Genomic DNA, 16139 nt, shown 5'->3' with positions numbered 1-16139 from the left:
TTCAGTAAAAAGCAACAGCACAACATCAATATGTAGCCAACATCCCCTTACCCCACGATGCGACTTGAGGTAATACGCAGATTCTAACCGGAAAGAAAGGATTCTTATCCGAATTCTGTTTTGAAGGGTTTTGCATAAGCGCGGTTCTCTGTGTAGATATTCAGCACGTATTGCCTTGCAGTCATGATCCACTTGGCAGGTACGGAGATGAATCTGAAGACAAAAGCCTTTATGCGACTCGTTTTCTTGAGCCCAAAAGCCTTGGTGTCAAGCCTGCTCATGATGGTCTTGTAGAAATTGTGTATCAATGCAGTAAGCAGAAGAAAGACAGTATTCTCCGCCATGAATGACTTGGGGAGCCTGCTCCAACCGAATCCGTTGTTCATGTCGTCAAAGATACGTTCCTTGCCGCCACGCAGATTGTAGAATTCAACAATGTCCCTTGTCGATGACTTGTAATCGTTGGTCAGAATACAACGGTAAGTGTATTCGCCTTCCCACAGGTCAAGGTCGCCACTGTTGCGTCTTTGTCTCTGGATGACAAGACGATAGCACTTGCCTTCCCATTTCTCAACGAGAATGGAATTGAGTTCGAACTGGATGCCGTTAATCTCCTCCGTCTTCCATCCTCTCAGAGCAAAGATGTCATTGTAGAGCGAACTGCATCGGTTGGCACGGATGTAGAAATGTTTGCAATGCTTCTCTATCTCACTGACGATTTCCTTCGAGCAGGAACCGCAGTCTGCCCTGAAGCGATTTACACGGATGTTCTGGGATTCCAGAAGAGCGAAGAATCTCTTATGGGTGTCTGCCTGATGAAAACGCACATTCGTGTTGCCATCGCTGTTCTCGATATAGACTATCTTGTCACCGATAACATATACGCCAGGCCTGTAGCCGAGGAACTTTTTGTAGGTCGGTTTTGCATCATACTTCTCCGTTTCAAGAAACTGATGGTCAAAGTCAACATCGTATTCCTCAATTTCCTTCAACTCGCCTGTAGAAACCAAAGCGTTTATAAGCAATGTGTTGAGTTTGTCTGCAGTATTGAAATCATAGGTCTTGCCTTGGTCGGAAGTATAGGAGATGTTTTCCTTTGTCAGTTCCTTGATGGCTCTGAGGATGGTATCAGAGCTGCATGTACGAAGGGTAGGATGATACGAGAGATGGCGCATCAGTTGTGACGTTACGTCTTCCACGCATGAGCCGCCACAGAAATAAACGCTCATCAGCGAACGGACTATCTCGCTGAACTGATATCCGATGATACTGCGGCATCTCTGACCCAGTGTTGAGTCGATAACGGGTGAAAGCATGGAGTCAAATTTCTCCATGATTGAAAAAATTCCTCCAAAAGGTGTGAGTTTCTCAGATTTTATTTGTACCTTTGCCATGCCTTGTTACGATTTTCGCTTGTTTTCTAATTGCAACATACTACTGGTGCGATAAAATCGCATTAGTTTTAAATATCATCAAATAACGAGAGTTCTTTGACATTTTGGTTTGAAATGATTGATGAGTCTAGCTTGGTTATCAACGACCGCAGGTCAGTCCTTTCCAACGCGGATATTCTAATCAGGGTAGCCACCTCGGTGATTGAATAAGGGCTGTTGCTGGCAACCTTTATTCTTACTACTGTCAGATACGATATGATGGCAGCCCAAAGATGGATTTTGACAGCATTTTCCGAATATCCCCACAGAGTTTTTACGGTAATGTTCTGTTTAATCCACTTGAAGAATACCTCTATATCCCATCGATGGCGGTACAAGTTGGATATTTCCAAGGCACTGACTTCAAAGTTATTGGATATAAAGTCCACAATAGTATCATTATCAGGGTCATAAACGCGGACAAATCTCATGGCTTCGGGATACAGCTTGCTTGAGTTATACCCCGTTACCCTTATACGGGAGTCTTCCAGTACGCCAGACTTGACATCGGAAATATCCATCTGCTCGACAGTCTCGAATTTCATGTTCTCTTTTGGACGTGATACCCAAAATGCCTGAGCCTGATGAAATCTGAAAAGTGCTTTAAAGTCAACATAGGCCTTATCCATCACGTAGAAAGCATAAGGCTCCGGTGCCAGTGCATCAAGCTCGTTGCTGTCATGCCACTTGCCGTCCGTGATATGGATATTGGCAGGTATGCTGCCTCTCAAATCCAACAGGGCGTGCATCTTGACAGCTCCTTTGCTGTATTTCCCCAAAGCCCACGTTGCAAGCCTTATACTGGTTGATATGGTCGTGGAATCAAGCGCATATATCACGTTATCAATGGTAATTTGAGACAGTTGGATATTTGAGAACATCGGTCTGACCGTGGCAATCAAATAAAGGCCCAGCCCCTCAAAAATGCGATAATCCCTGCTTTCGTTTGCACGAGACAATGAGGTATGGTTCACGGCCTTACGAAAACCGAGATGATAAAGCATCTTGTTATGGGCTTCGAGGCATAGACAAATATCCCTCAGAGAATCACATCCTGTCAACTGTCCGAAAAGCAGATGAAGGAGGTGATTGTAACTGCTGAGATTTTTGGTATGCCAATCTCCTTTATATTGCTTTACGAGTTTATCAAACTGATAACGCGGTATATACTCGACAACTTGGGAAAATACAAACTTGCCTTGATTCATAATCCTGATGTGTTGAAACTACAGGACTAATAAATCATTTTCAAATCAAAAAATCAATGAACGCTTATATTTGACTAAAAATTAATCGTTTAACTACAGTGGTGTGGTTTTTATCGCACCACTAATAATTGCAACACTAAGATAAGTGAAAAATCTGACACAGCAAAATCCTGGGCAACTTTTTGTTGCTCAGGAACTTATAAATTAATTTAAATCAAAGTGTTGCGGAATTAAGGAAATGGAAAAATACAACAATTGGAAACTTAAGTTTTATACAATATGGGCAGGGCAGGCAGTATCATTAATCACTAGTGCCATCCTGCAAATGGCGATTATTTTTTACCTTACAGAAAAAACAGGATCTGCGATGGTCTTGTCTATGGCTTCACTTGTAGGTTTTTTACCCTATGCGGTCTTTGGACCAGCCATTGGTGTATTAGTGGATCGTCATGATAGGAAGAAGATAATGATTGGTGCTGATTTAATTATCGCAGCAGCTGGGGCCGTGCTAGCTATTGTTGCATTGTATATGGAGTTACCTATCTGGATGGTTATGGTAGTATTGTTCATCCGTAGCATTGGAACAGCTTTTCATACCCCGGCTCTCAATGCGGTTACTCCACTTTTAGTACCAGAAGAACAGCTTACGAAATGTGCAGGCTATAGTCAGTCTTTGCAGTCTATAAGCTATATTGTTAGTCCGGCGGTTGCAGCACTCTTATACTCCGTTTGGGAACTAAATGCTATTATTGCCATCGATGTATTGGGTGCTGTGATTGCATCTATTACGGTAGCAATTGTACGTATTCCTAAGCTAGGTGATCAAGTGCAAAGTTTGAAACCAAATTTCATAAGAGAAATGAAAGAAGGAATGGCTGTACTACGGCAAAATAAAGGATTATTTGCTTTATTACTCGTTGGAACATTATATATGTTTGTTTATATGCCCATAAATGCATTATATCCTTTAATCACTATGGAATATTTTAATGGTACACCGATGCATATTTCTATTACGGAGATTGCTTATGCCTCTGGTATGTTGATAGGGGGTCTATTATTAGGGTTATTTGGGAATTACCAAAAGCGAATCTTATTAATAACGGCATCAATTTTTATGATGGGGATAAGCTTAACCATTTCAGGATTACTTCCTCAAAGTGGATTTTTCATATTTGTAGTCTGCTGTGCAATAATGGGGCTTTCGGTTCCGTTTTACAGCGGTTTGCAAACAGCTCTTTTTCAGGAGAAAATTAAGCCTGAATATTTAGGACGTGTATTTTCTTTAACTGGAAGTATCATGTCTCTTGCTATGCCAATTGGGTTAATTCTTTCTGGATTCTTTGCTGATAGAATCGATGTAAATCATTGGTTTTTACTATCAGGTATTTTAATTATTTGCATTGCAATAGTTTGCCCAATGATAACTGAGATTAGAAAATTAGATGCAAAATAAAATAAAGGGCGTGTTCGTATGATAGATAATATTATTCAATCAGTGACAGAAAAATTATCCTCTTTGCCTTATATAGAAACATAAATGCTATTAGACCACTTGAAGTTACGGTCATAAATCAAAAGGATGTTGTCCCTTGGAAATTTCCTCCTAAACATGAATTTATGTATGGTGAGTGGCTAAGGGAGCAGTTTGATAAGGGAGCAATTCCTGAGCCAACTTATGATCCCGATTTAGCAATTCTTTTATCTCAATTAAGAGAAAATAGTATTAACCTTTTCGGACCAGAGGCAACAGAAGTGATTGAGCCTGTACCAATGACAGATATTCGAAGGGCGATTAAAGAATCCTTACCCGGGTTGATAGCTAGCATTGAAGGTGACGAACGCAATGTGATTTTAACTTTAGCCAGAATGTGGCTGACATCCTCTTCCGGTAGAATTTGCTCAAAAGATCAGGCTGCTGAATGGGCGATACCTAAATTAGCCAAAGAGCATGCTACTTTACTTGAAAAAGCAAAAAAGGCTTATTTGGGAGATTATGATGACAAGTGGGAAGGAATGGAGACTGAGATAATTGAACTCGTTAATTATTTGAAAAGATCTATAGAGTCTTCCCTTAATATTTAAATCCTTTTCGAATAGTTTAAATACAACAGTGATTAGTTTTTAATGCGTATTATTGGTGATTATTACTTCGATATGTTCCCTCATACCTCGTTTTCTCAAAAAACAGTAAAAAATTGATAGATATGTTTCCGCATACGTCGGGCTCTAAAATTAGCCAAAGACATCAATTCCATCAACTCGAGCCACGTGGAGTGCGTAGTTTTGATGTCAAGGGTAAGCAAATAAAGGGCGAAAAGAAAGCTATAAAACTGCTTGAAACTTTTGAATATAAACCTGAAAAATATGCCGAAAGGGTTAATCATATTTTTGAAGTACTCGGTCTTTCACTTTTTGAATGCTACGATATGACCGAGAAGCTTTATAAAGAAGTGAAAAAAATTGCAACGGAGATAAATAACTTTTTAAACGAGGAGAATTCAGATGAAAGAAAACAAATATGATGATAATATATTTTTTCAAAAATACAGTCAAATGAGTCGCTCACAGCAGGGACTAGCCGGTGCAGGAGAATGGGAAACATTGAGAAAGCTGCTGCCGGATTTTAAAGATAAGCGTGTGCTTGATTTAGGATGCGGCTATGGATGGCACTGTATTTATGCGATGGAACACGGTGCTTCTTCTGTTGTAGGTGTTGATATTTCTCATAAAATGCTCGAGGTAGCCAAAGAAAAAACACATTTTCCACAGGTTGAATATAAATGCTGTGCTATAGAAGATGTGGAATTCCCAGAGGAGAGTTTTGATGTAATATTAAGTTCACTTGCGTTTCACTATGTAGCAGATTATGAGATTTTAGTAAAAAAGATATATAGAATACTGAAGTCTGGTGGTAAGCTAGTTTTTACGGTTGAACATCCTGTTTTTACTGCCTATGGAACACAAGACTGGCATTATAACGAAAAGGGAGAAATATTGCATTTTCCGGTGGATAATTATTATTATGAGGGCAAACGGACAGCTGTGTTTTTGGGAGAAAAGGTTACAAAATATCATAGAACACTGACCACATATCTAAATACACTGCTTTCAAATGGTTTTATAATAAATCAGATTGTGGAGCCGCAGCCGCCGGAAAACATGATGGATATTCCGGGGATGCAGGATGAAATGCGCCGTCCCATGATGCTGATTGTATCGGCCAACAAAAAAATGGATAGATAGAACGAAAACACCTATAAGGTATAAATGGAGGTAATTTATGTTTAAAGAAAAAATTATTATAGAGATGAAAGAAGTATTCAAAGAAATTCCTTTTGGCATAGAGCATACTCTTAAAGTTTTGAAAAATGCAGAAGATATAATGAACGGAGAAAATATCGGAGAGGAAGAAAAAGAATTCATCAGTATTATTGCTATACTACATGATATTGGTGCGGTTGAAGCACAAAAAAAATACGGTTCTATTGATGGTGTCTATCAAGAAAAGGAAGGACCAGCAGTAGCGAAAGAAATATTAAAAAAGGTAGGCTATAACAAAAATATTGATAGAATATGCTTTATAATAGGCAACCATCATACTCCATCTAAAATTGATGGACTTGATTTTCAAATACAATGGGAAGCTGATTTGCTTGAAAATTTAACGGTTATGGATAAAGAAAAAGAACAGGAAAAGATAAAAAAGTGTATAGGTGAAAACTTTAAAACAAACACAGGAAAAAGGATAGCTTATAATCGCTTTATTTTAGATTAGTAGTAGATTATTACAGTTATGTATTTTACTCAAGTTTCGGATTTAGGTTTTATGCAGTCTGAGCGATCAGTTGCATGGCCTTGAACCTGCGGTTATCCCGTATAATTTGCTCCATCAATTCGTTCTCGTCAATGGTAAAAATCTCAGCCACGATTGCTATTACATCAATAATGATTGACCAGATCTTTTCCACGACGGTGAGCTCGTGTACGCCTTCATATATATCGGCGAACAATCCTCCAATGGTCTCTTCACCATGCTCTTCAGGCGCTCAAGCTTGGATACGAAATACTCTTCCTTGCGTTTTTCGGTCTGGCAGTCTCTGTCACGCTTGCGGTTGTAGCGCCTCTCGCGCTGCCGGGCCGTAAGACCTTGTTCCTTGCCATCGACCTTCCCTCTCTCGCCGTGAATCGAGAAGTCCACGACAAATTGAGAGCGGCCGTCGCTCCAGCACAGGGCCAGCAGCTTGTAGCCGAGAATGCACCGCTGAAACACGTGCGAGAATATCTTGCCAATACACTCCATCCTCAATCCGGTCTTCGGCAGGTCGGAATCATCCACAATAAGCACTGCCGGAAGATGGCTCTTTTGATAGTCTTTCCTTATGGTCACGGCCTTGATGAGATGACAGGCGATGTGCCAGATGATGTTGCTAGTCTATATTGTCCTTGGCCATAAACGAATAGAGTAGGTCCTTCTTACCCCCGAACAGTTTCGAGATTGACGATCCGGCATAATGAGAAAAACCCGGGACGGCCATAAACGGCAGAATCAATATGATCTGGAAAAGTTGAAGGTTGGTAAGCTGACAGTTCTCACGTTTTTTCCCTCCGAGATCTTTGTCTGAAATCCTCATCCCCTCAAGGAGGGTCATAAACTTGGAAAATGCGGGATTGATTCGTTTTCCCGTGAAAAAGTTGCGGATCTCCGATGGAATTTTTGTAATTTTGCTCATGGCTTTGAGTGATTGTAATTAGTTGTTTGGGCACCTCTAAATTACTAAATTTCCGTGACATACGGAAATCCTCAAAGCCTTTTTTATGCCCAAATCTATCCTCTCAACCTAAATCCGAAACTTGAGTAAATTATAATTATGAGATGCTACGTGCTTTTGTTCAATATACCCTAAACGTCGATTTAAATGCGCCTGTGATAAAGGATTTAGTTGAAAAGTATAAGGATATAGAACAATTTAATAGGAGCATAACAGATAAATACGTTGCAATATGTAAACGCTTTTAATATTTGAATTTAGCCGTTTATGTAGAATGAAGGTGTGCAAACAAACAGACCCTGAAAAGGGTCTCACCCCCGTTAACCGCAATGTCAAAGACTTGCGGATGGCCAGATGACTCCTATACATCCGACCCCAACGGGGTCGAACCATATAATCTGTAGAAAGGTTCGACCTCCGTTGGGGTCGTGGATTAGGAAAACACCTCAACCCGCATATTGGATCATGTGCGGTTACCAAAAGCGTTGCCTCCTGACCGAAGATCCGCTTGAAGCCAATGTCTCTAAAAGGATTGATGTAATTTGCCAGATTTAATGAGTTTTGTTTGTTACGGTGGCAAAAGAACGATAATTGCACCACTTTGCCAGACGGCTGTTGGGGAAAATCAAATAAGCAATATTTTCGGTCATTATTAAAACATGGATTGGGTGGATTGTAACTTACTTTGCGCAATCCTTAAAATAAGGAGAAGTTAAAGAGCTTGGAAGACTTGGCCAAATAAGAATATCATGAGAAGAATTTATCAGTTAGCAATGGTTGCCAGTGCTTGGCTGCTGGCAGCAGAGACGAATGCCCAATTCAAGTACAACAATGATGCGGAAGTGGCTGCTACTCATTTGGGCGTGGAGCGTGCGGCGCGCATCTATTATGCGCATTACCAATCCATGGCCACAGACAACAACCAGGTGCGGTGGGTGCAGATTGATTTGGGTAGTGAGCAAACCTTTGACCAGATCAAGCTGCTGCCGGACAACTTGGAGGGTAGTTTTTTGTCTTTTGGTTTTCCATCCCATTTCAGGATAGAGGTGAGTAATGATTCTACCTTTGCGACAGCGGCCATGTACACGGACTACTGTGTGCGATTGGATGATTATCACAACGCGGAGAATGAGACATTCTCGGTCCAAAAACAGGCCACGGGACGTTATGTCCGTCTGACCGCCACCAAATTGCGCGATTCCCGGTTGGCCCTGCAAAAGATGATGATCATTCGACAAGGAAAAGATATCGCCGAAGGTTGCCAAGTGACTGAGTCAGATCCCGCTCCGGGCAATAATCCCCAAGCTTTGACCCGATCGGAACGACCGATGGGGGAATATGTCGTGACTGACCATCCGGAGAATGTCATTCTTCCTAAAGATTGGCATCCCGTGCCGAATGTAGTGGAAACCCCGGTCACAGGGGTTTCGTTGGGCAATGGACTGTTCCGACGGGTGATGGAGAACAACATTCACTATCTGATGAATACCTTCACGCTGGATGAGTTGGTCTATAACTTCCGGCAGAAGGCGGGATTTCCCGTGCCTCCGCACAGTGCACGTCATAGCTATTTCTGGACGCATCAGCTGCCCGGCTCCACGGCGGGACGCTTCTTGATGGGTGCAGGAGGGACACTGCGATGGATGGAGAACGCAGGCTTGCGGGCTCGAATGGATAGTGTCATTGAGATCATCGACCAATGCAAAGAACCGGATGGCTATCTAATGGCCTATCCCAAGCGTGCGATTTTCGACTTCGAGAACGGGGCGTATGTACGTTCTTGGATCACCCATGGATTGATTGAGGCCGGCTATGCCGGCAACCCGAAGGCGTTCGGCCTGTTGCGTGGCTTCTACGATTGGTTCGAGGCCTCGCCTTTCCTGCCGGAGATGCTGCGCAGGCCGGGGCAAGGTGTGCAAGGAGCTATCCCGCTCACACGAACTTACTTCTCACCAGTAGGCAAACCTGAGGAGATCTTAGTCATGCAACGTTACTTTCAACAGAATTATTGGATGGAATGGCTGATGGAAAGGAATCCAGATGCCATTTGGAAATATCCGTATGACCGTCCACATAACTATTTGGTCACCGCCATAGAACCCTACATGGATCTCTATCGTGCAACGGGAGCTGAAAACTACCTGGAAGCTGTCAAGGGTTTCTGGGATCTGTTCCACGACAACTGGGAGCACATCGGAGGTTCATTGGCCATCAATGAGGGCTATTTCCCTTATCCTCCCAAATCCCTTTATCTGAAGGCCAGGACAGGTGAGTTGTGTGGCAACGCTTTTTGGGTAAAGCTGAATCAACGTTTCCATAATCTATACCCCTATGAGGAAAAATATATGGCAGAGATCGAGAAGTCGCTATATAACGTGATCATACCGAATCAGGTCTCAGACCGGGGCATTTCCTACTTTGCACGGATGCACGGCAGGAAGCAGGGCTTTGAGCCCAATGCGGAGATTGCCACCAATACCTGCTGCGAGGGGCAGGGGACACGCATGTACGGCTCTTTACCGGAATACATCTATTCATTGACACCGAATGGCGTGCAGGTCAACCTATTTGAGGCCTCTACGCTGACGCATCAGGTGAATGGACACCCCTTGCGCTTGCACATGCAGACGGCGTTCCCCTACAATAATGAGGTGAGTATCGAGGTGTCGTGCGATGCTCCATTAGATGCCTGCTTGGAGATCCGAGTGCCCGGATGGGCAACGCAAGCTTTGGCCGTCAAAATGAATGGAGAACGAGTGGCGACGGGCAAACCTGGGACCTATATCAAGTTGCAACGGGTGTGGAAAGCGGGAGATAAGATCGAGTTTACGCTGCCTGCTTCCTTCCGCACGACTCAGTATGTCGGCATGGAGAGCGGCTTTGAGTCTGGTCATTATGCGTTGGAGTATGGCCCTGTATTGATGGCCGCCGTTTGCACCAAAGATAACACGGAGCCTTTCGTACCTTGTTTGGCTAAAGAGATTACCTCCAAACTAAGGCCAGTGAGTGGCAAACCGCTTCATTTCACAGTGGCTGGGTGTGACGACATTGAGTTCATGCCCTACTACGAGGTGGAAGGACAGGCATTCTCCAATTTCCCGGCATATTTATTCTGAATCTTAGCATCTTGTGCTCCCATCCACAAAAATGGTAATTATTTCCATAATAAGGGTAGGGGAGAGAGGTGTTTGGTGTCGTATTTTTGCATCGTTGAAAGCATAAAATGTAATAGATACGATGACAATAACAGAATTTAAAGCTTACGTAAGGACAGGAAAGGCACTTGATACGGATGAGATCCATGGGTTTATGCATGAGATGAGTGAAGAGGCCCGTCGTGTCACCTTCCGTCTGAACACCGCCTATCATACGGCCGATGAGGTGCGTGAACTGCTTTCCGAATTATTCGGTTATCAAGTGCCCCAATCGCTTCGTGTGTTTCCCCCGTTGTATGCGGATTTTGGAAAGAACATCTCTGTGGGTGAAGGTGTGTTTATCAATGCCTGTTGCCATTTTCAGGATCATGGTGGAGTGACCCTTGGCGATGGATGTCAGATTGGACACAATGTGGTGTTTGCCACGCTTAACCACGAACTACCACCGGAAAGAAGGGGTGTCACCCGTCCTGCCCCGATTAGGTTAGGCAAAAAGGTATGGGTCGGCTCCAACGCCACCATCCTGCAAGGCGTGACGATTGGCGACAATGCCGTTGTAGCCGCCGGAGCCGTTGTGACCAAAGACGTACCGGCCAATACGATTGTCGGCGGTGTCCCAGCACGAGTCATCAAGCGTATTGACGAGTGAATTGAGCAAGCAGTACGCTTTTAACAAGTTGTGAAGATTTTATTGCATTTCTATCGAATGCCATTCACATACTCGGAGGGTGAAAGGCCCTCCTTTTTCTTGAATAGGCGGCTGAGGTGTTGCGGATAGGCAAAGCCAAGGTCGTAGGCAACTTCGGTGATGGTTTTGCCAGCGGAGAGGAGGCTTTTCGCTTTTTGCAGGATAAACCGATGGATGTAGTTGATGGCGGTATCGCCGGTGTGTCTTCTCACCAGGTCACCCAAATAGCCTGCCGACATGCAGAGCTGGTCTGCGCAATAGGCGACGGTGGGCAGACCCGACTGGAACGGATTCTCTTGCGTATAATAGGCTAACGTGTAATCAGGGCGAAAATTCAAAAGCATTTCAGGCTTCTTGTGAATGATACCAAAATGTGGAGACAGAAATGACTTTCCATATTCAAAAGACGGCAGTTTGGTGGTGTCAATGCCCGGTGCAATCCGTTTGGTATGTTCAGGGGACAACATTGGTTTTTCTTGCCCGTACAATCGGGAGCAAACGGACAACATAGCCATGATAATGAGAACCACAATATATGCCGCCAGATTAATACCGCAAATTTTCAATTTCTGTTTCCACATAATGATACTTTAAATCTTAAAGCTAAACTTGAATAGTTTTATATTAAAATTCATATTCAATGGAATCTTTTATTTCTTTTTCTTCCAAATGAAAGACTAAATTGAATTGGAATTTTCCTTTATTCTCTGGCTCTTTTTTGAATTTTAAAACAAGGGTTGGTGCAATAAGCTTCGTATTTCTATTATTTATTTTCGTAAGTTCATCTTTCAGCATCTTTGCTCCTTCAATTCCCCAATATTCTGTCATATCTATATATTGTCCAACATCTTTATCTTCTTTCTTATAACCACTTTGTATGTAATCATAATAAGAAATATACCTACATTCTATCAAATCTGAAATATCACTTCCAGCAGGATGCGATGCATCAAAATTCTCGACAGTGTAGACTTCAATCTTGTATATACTATCATTAATTGCCGTACGTGGTCCATCAATAGTATATCTATTATAAGATAAATCATTGTAATATATTGATAAAGCATCAAAACTCCTACCAGAAGTAATCAAATCCCCCTTAAACGTGATTTTAATTCCTGAATTCATTTTTGATATGACAATAGATTCGGGTGTCAAATAACCAGTAACAAATGTTTTATTGAATGTAGCACCTGTTGGTGCATCTTCTTTTTCTTTAGAGTAGCAGAACAAACAACAGAGTGCCCCAACCATCATGATATACGTGAAAACTTTCATGGCTTTTGTCATTTGCGAATACCTATTTCAGAACATATAAGCGCAAGATGCCACAAATGTCCTGTTCTTGTTGTCCACACCACTCTTGTTTATATTCTTCATCCCCCAATCATACCCAATGGAAAGCTGGATATGGCGGGCAATCTCCGTTCCGGCACGGAATCCCAGCCCCCAATCGAAGCGATTAAGCATCTTGTCACTGAACACATTGCCTACCATCTCTTTTGTCGTGGCAGTTCCCTTATCGGGAGTGATGGTTTCTTTTGCTTTACCAAACAGGCCGATGTTAAAATATGGTCCAGCGTTGATGAACAAACTGACGTTCCGTCCTACGGGAAACTTGTAACCGATATGGATGGGAATATTCAGGTAGTAAGGGGTACACTTATTGTCTGAAGTATAGCCAGATGATGGTTTGTCCGGTTTTTCGCCTGCAGAGGGGTTATAGTTACCGTCGTAATAGTATCCCGGACTCTTCCAGCCATGTGAAGAGAGCATCAATCCGAAGTCCATGTAAAGGCCTTTTGTCACTATAGGAAGACCAAGTTCTCCCTTTACACCGACATGAAAACCGGACTGAGATTTGTAACCACTTGGAGAACTGAGATTGTAACCTCCCGTTATTCCCACTCTGAAATCTTGTGCTTTCGCCACCATGCAGAATGGCAGGGCGAGAAGCAATGTCAATAGAATTTTCTTCATACAAAAATCATTTATAAAAAAACAAATAAGTTACTTTTCATGCCTCATGGTCTCATTATGTGCCAATATGTACATACAATATAACTGGCCGAATGTACGCTTGGACAAACGTAAATCATCTTCGTTCTCAACATCTAATTTATGGAAGCCTTGGCTATCTTTTACTATATGCTTTATAAAGCGTCGTTTTGCGATTTCCCATTTAAGGAACAGGCCATCGTCCAAAGAAGGGGGCAAACTCAATTTCTTCTCAATATTCCAAAAATCAATATCAATATAGATGCTATCATTCTTTCTGATACGTTCTTGGAAACTGTGATTATGTATAGCTATTGCTTTCTTCTCTTTCTCTTGTGACGTATGAGGATAATGTAAAGTTATGCTATCTCCTTTCTGGATAGAATACAGATCAAAATCATACCTGTCATCCAACAAATAAATTTTCACCTCATCATCACTAAAGCTGTATCCGACAATCGCAGACGTTGCAATGTTCCTCTCTTCATATTTTTTTTGCAAATCCGTTGTTAAATCGACATTTGCAATAGCTAACACATAGCAAGTATCTAAAGAATTGTTTTCAAACAATTCTTTAGATTCAGCTCTCTGATAGACAAGACACAAAAGTAAGCAGAATACTATATTGGCATGTCTTCTCAAAAAACTTAAATGTTTCATGCTACTTAAAAATTTGGTTGATTCAGACTTTATCATGCGGTATTTACCCTATATGGATGCAAAATTACCCGTGTTGCTTTGGCTGTAACAGTAAAATTCGGCTGAAACGGATAAATTTATATCTGAACCGCCCAAATAGGCGGTTTATTTTGAAAAACAGATTTTCTAAATGGTATTTCGGCAAACATAAAGTGCAACTCCATCCGTTTCAACATTCATTTTCATCACTTCAATGGTGATTTTATCCGTTTCAGTCGGTTTTATCCTATCAACTAAAGATGTAAATCCCTATTTTTGCGGAATATGAAGTAACTTTGTATCTGATATGGCCAACGAGAATATAAAAATAATGAATTGGAAGAACGGTCTGTTGTTATCAACCGTTTCCTATATGCTCTACCTCATTCTGTGGTTTATACTCGATGATGAAACCGCCGGCCAATTACCGGAGATGGCAATAGCCGATTATATCATCGATTATCTGTTGTGTATGCTGTTTACCTACATCTCTTTAGGATTTTCCTTTTTGGTCTTTAGGGTATTGCCATTTAGGACATCTTATGTGTGGGTGATTGTCTATGCTTCCTGCCTTTTTACCCTGAACAACGTTGTCGCATTCGGCATGATTTCTTTGTTCAACTTCTTATGGGGTGAAAACGGCAACGGGCTTCTTGACGAGCTCCTCAACATGAAAGGCGCATATACTTTTGCCATGATTTCCACATTCTTGTCAAGCGTCTATGCCAACACGTTCTATCTTCAGTTTTACATCAAGGCACGCAACGAGAAACAGGCACTTGAAATGGCACTGATGAAAGAAAAGGAGATAGCCTTGCAGTCACAGCTCAATTCCCTGAAACTGCAAATCAATCCGCATTTCATGTTCAACAACTTCAACAATCTGCTGGAGCTGATTGAGGAGGATAGCGGACTTGCCGGAAAATTCCTGAGCAATCTGTCGAAAGTATACCGATACATCATCACCAACTTGGACCGAAACCTGATACCTGTCGCGGACGAAATCAAGTTTCTTGATTCATACTTGTACTTGATGAAAGTGCGCCACGACGAAGGTGTCATTGCAAAAGTAAGTCCGGGCGTCAGACAATGCAAAGGTTTTCTTCCACCGGCTGTATTGCAGCTTCTTGTGGAAAACGCAATAAAACATAACAGCTTTTCATCTGAACATCCGCTGGTCATCGACATAAAGCTGTCCGATGATTATATAACAGTCAGCAATCTTAAGTCACCTTTGATGTCCCCAATCGAATCAACCGGTTTAGGACTTAAAAATATCACAGAACGATACGCTTTGCTTTGTGATAAAAAGGTCAAGATAGAGAATGCCGAAAACTTCTATTCGGTAAGTCTGCCCATCATAAAAAACACCATCCCCTATGAACATACTGATTCTTGAAGACGAGCCACGCAATGCCAAACGCCTCATAAGGCTGCTGAACGACATTGACAGAACATTTATTGTCGAAGGCCCTCTTGCCAGCATCAAAGAGACGGTCGAATTCTTTCAATCCGGCAAAACCACAAACCTCATTCTGGCGGATATCCGTTTGACTGACGGTTTGAGTTTCGAAGCTCTAAAATATGCCCCGGCAACCATACCCATCATATTTACCACCGCATACGACGAATATGCGGTACAAGCATTCAAGTTCAACAGTTTCGACTATCTTCTGAAACCGTTGGATTCGGATGAACTTGAAGCGGCCATTGACAAGGCGGCCAAAGCCGGTAAGAATTACACCGACGAAAACCTACAGCAGCTTTTCGATGCCTTACAGAAGAACAAGTTCCGTTATCGGGAGCGTTTCTTGCTTCCTTACCGTGACGGATATAAGACCGTGCGCGTTTCGGACATCAACCACATCGAAACAGAAAACAAGATTGTATATCTCCGTCTTAACAACGGCACTTCCGAAGTGGTCAATGTGTCAATGGATGAACTTGAACACCAACTGAATCCCGACTATTTCTTCCGGGCAAACCGCCAATATATTATCAATGTAGAGCACGTTTTGTTCCTCGGTAATTATTTTGGAGGAAAGTTGATTGTCCGTTTGAAAGGTTATCCGAAAACGGAAATACAAGTGAGTAAGGAAAAGGTGCAGAGGCTTAAGGAATGGATTGACAGGTAATTATTAACATGTGCGTAAAGTGAAATTATGTTCGTTTAGATTTGATTCTTACAAAATTTGCATTTGGCTCAT

Annotated in this window: 16 protein-coding genes and 1 pseudogene; 9 read left to right on the top strand and 8 right to left on the bottom strand. The window is 42.1% G+C overall.

The window, feature by feature from the left end; all coding sequences use genetic code 11:
* Window positions 1-104 precede the first annotated feature (104 nt).
* Window positions 105-1394, bottom strand: coding sequence for an IS1380-like element IS612 family transposase (locus tag F1644_RS03655; protein WP_008766692.1), 1290 nt, complete (start codon window positions 1392-1394; stop codon window positions 105-107).
* Between the two features lie 68 nt (window positions 1395-1462).
* Window positions 1463-2641, bottom strand: coding sequence for an IS4 family transposase (locus F1644_RS03650; RefSeq protein WP_168044627.1), 1179 nt, complete (start codon window positions 2639-2641; stop codon window positions 1463-1465).
* Between the two features lie 238 nt (window positions 2642-2879).
* Between F1644_RS03650 and mef(A) the strand changes: the two genes are divergently transcribed.
* From mef(A) to F1644_RS03625, 5 genes and pseudogenes are all read left to right on the top strand, one after another.
* Complete coding sequence (mef(A), locus tag F1644_RS03645) at window positions 2880-4097, top strand: macrolide efflux MFS transporter Mef(A) (RefSeq protein ID WP_055167363.1); 1218 nt, start codon at window positions 2880-2882, stop codon at window positions 4095-4097.
* A 77-nt stretch (window positions 4098-4174) separates the two neighbouring features.
* A pseudogene (locus F1644_RS03640) lies at window positions 4175-4746 on the top strand (aminoglycoside adenylyltransferase domain-containing protein); the annotation flags it as partial.
* A gap of 102 nt (window positions 4747-4848) precedes the next feature.
* Complete coding sequence (locus tag F1644_RS03635) at window positions 4849-5166, top strand: hypothetical protein (protein ID WP_428844997.1); 318 nt, start codon at window positions 4849-4851, stop codon at window positions 5164-5166.
* Window positions 5147-5887, top strand: a complete 741-nt coding sequence (locus tag F1644_RS03630) for a class I SAM-dependent methyltransferase (protein WP_005816203.1) — start codon at window positions 5147-5149, stop codon at window positions 5885-5887. Before F1644_RS03635 ends, F1644_RS03630 begins: the two co-directional genes overlap by 20 nt.
* A 37-nt stretch (window positions 5888-5924) precedes the next feature.
* Window positions 5925-6419 (top strand): HD domain-containing protein, encoded by a 495-nt coding sequence (locus F1644_RS03625; RefSeq protein ID WP_007897426.1) that lies wholly within the window; start codon window positions 5925-5927, stop codon window positions 6417-6419.
* A gap of 159 nt (window positions 6420-6578) precedes the next feature.
* On the opposite strand, the gene F1644_RS03620 is transcribed toward F1644_RS03625, so the two are convergent.
* Window positions 6579-6944: a hypothetical protein gene (locus F1644_RS03620; RefSeq protein ID WP_168044566.1), complete on the bottom strand. Its 366-nt coding sequence runs from the start codon at window positions 6942-6944 to the stop codon at window positions 6579-6581.
* A 127-nt stretch (window positions 6945-7071) separates the two neighbouring features.
* Window positions 7072-7374 carry a hypothetical protein gene (locus F1644_RS03615; RefSeq protein ID WP_007664625.1) on the bottom strand — a complete coding sequence of 101 codons (303 nt, stop codon included), beginning with the start codon at window positions 7372-7374 and terminating at the stop codon, window positions 7072-7074.
* A gap of 788 nt (window positions 7375-8162) precedes the next feature.
* On the opposite strand from F1644_RS03615, the gene F1644_RS03610 reads away from it, so the two are divergent.
* Together F1644_RS03610 and F1644_RS03605 are read left to right on the top strand one after the other, a co-directional pair.
* Window positions 8163-10529: a beta-L-arabinofuranosidase domain-containing protein gene (locus F1644_RS03610; RefSeq protein WP_168044575.1), complete on the top strand. Its 2367-nt coding sequence runs from the start codon at window positions 8163-8165 to the stop codon at window positions 10527-10529.
* Between the two features lie 121 nt (window positions 10530-10650).
* Window positions 10651-11217, top strand: coding sequence for a DapH/DapD/GlmU-related protein (locus F1644_RS03605; RefSeq protein ID WP_168044574.1), 567 nt, complete (start codon window positions 10651-10653; stop codon window positions 11215-11217).
* 50 nt (window positions 11218-11267) lie between these two features.
* On the opposite strand, the gene F1644_RS03600 is transcribed toward F1644_RS03605, so the two are convergent.
* The 4 genes from F1644_RS03600 to F1644_RS03585 are packed head-to-tail and all read right to left on the bottom strand — an operon-like array spanning window position 11268 to window position 13914.
* Window positions 11268-11837, bottom strand: a complete 570-nt coding sequence (locus F1644_RS03600) for a helix-turn-helix domain-containing protein (RefSeq protein ID WP_229782490.1) — start codon at window positions 11835-11837, stop codon at window positions 11268-11270.
* A gap of 43 nt (window positions 11838-11880) precedes the next feature.
* Window positions 11881-12546 carry a DUF5034 domain-containing protein gene (locus F1644_RS03595; RefSeq protein WP_032934843.1) on the bottom strand — a complete coding sequence of 222 codons (666 nt, stop codon included), beginning with the start codon at window positions 12544-12546 and terminating at the stop codon, window positions 11881-11883.
* A 15-nt stretch (window positions 12547-12561) separates the two neighbouring features.
* The gene (locus F1644_RS03590) at window positions 12562-13236 is read right to left on the bottom strand and encodes a porin family protein (protein WP_016270801.1); all 675 of its coding nucleotides are present in this window, start codon (window positions 13234-13236) and stop codon (window positions 12562-12564) included.
* A 30-nt stretch (window positions 13237-13266) separates the two neighbouring features.
* Window positions 13267-13914 (bottom strand): hypothetical protein, encoded by a 648-nt coding sequence (locus F1644_RS03585; protein ID WP_032934842.1) that lies wholly within the window; start codon window positions 13912-13914, stop codon window positions 13267-13269.
* A 325-nt stretch (window positions 13915-14239) separates the two neighbouring features.
* Here F1644_RS03585 and F1644_RS03580 point away from each other — a divergent pair, with 325 nt between their 5' ends.
* Complete coding sequence (locus F1644_RS03580; RefSeq protein ID WP_168044573.1) at window positions 14240-15331, top strand: sensor histidine kinase; 1092 nt, start codon at window positions 14240-14242, stop codon at window positions 15329-15331.
* Window positions 15312-16067 (top strand): LytR/AlgR family response regulator transcription factor, encoded by a 756-nt coding sequence (locus F1644_RS03575; protein WP_168044572.1) that lies wholly within the window; start codon window positions 15312-15314, stop codon window positions 16065-16067. Before F1644_RS03580 ends, F1644_RS03575 begins: the two co-directional genes overlap by 20 nt.
* The last annotated feature ends 72 nt before the right edge of the window (window positions 16068-16139 follow it).

The organism is Butyricimonas paravirosa (genome assembly GCF_032878955.1).
GTDB lineage: Bacteria > Bacteroidota > Bacteroidia > Bacteroidales > Marinifilaceae > Butyricimonas > Butyricimonas paravirosa.
This window is presented reverse-complemented; position numbering and strand designations above follow the sequence as displayed.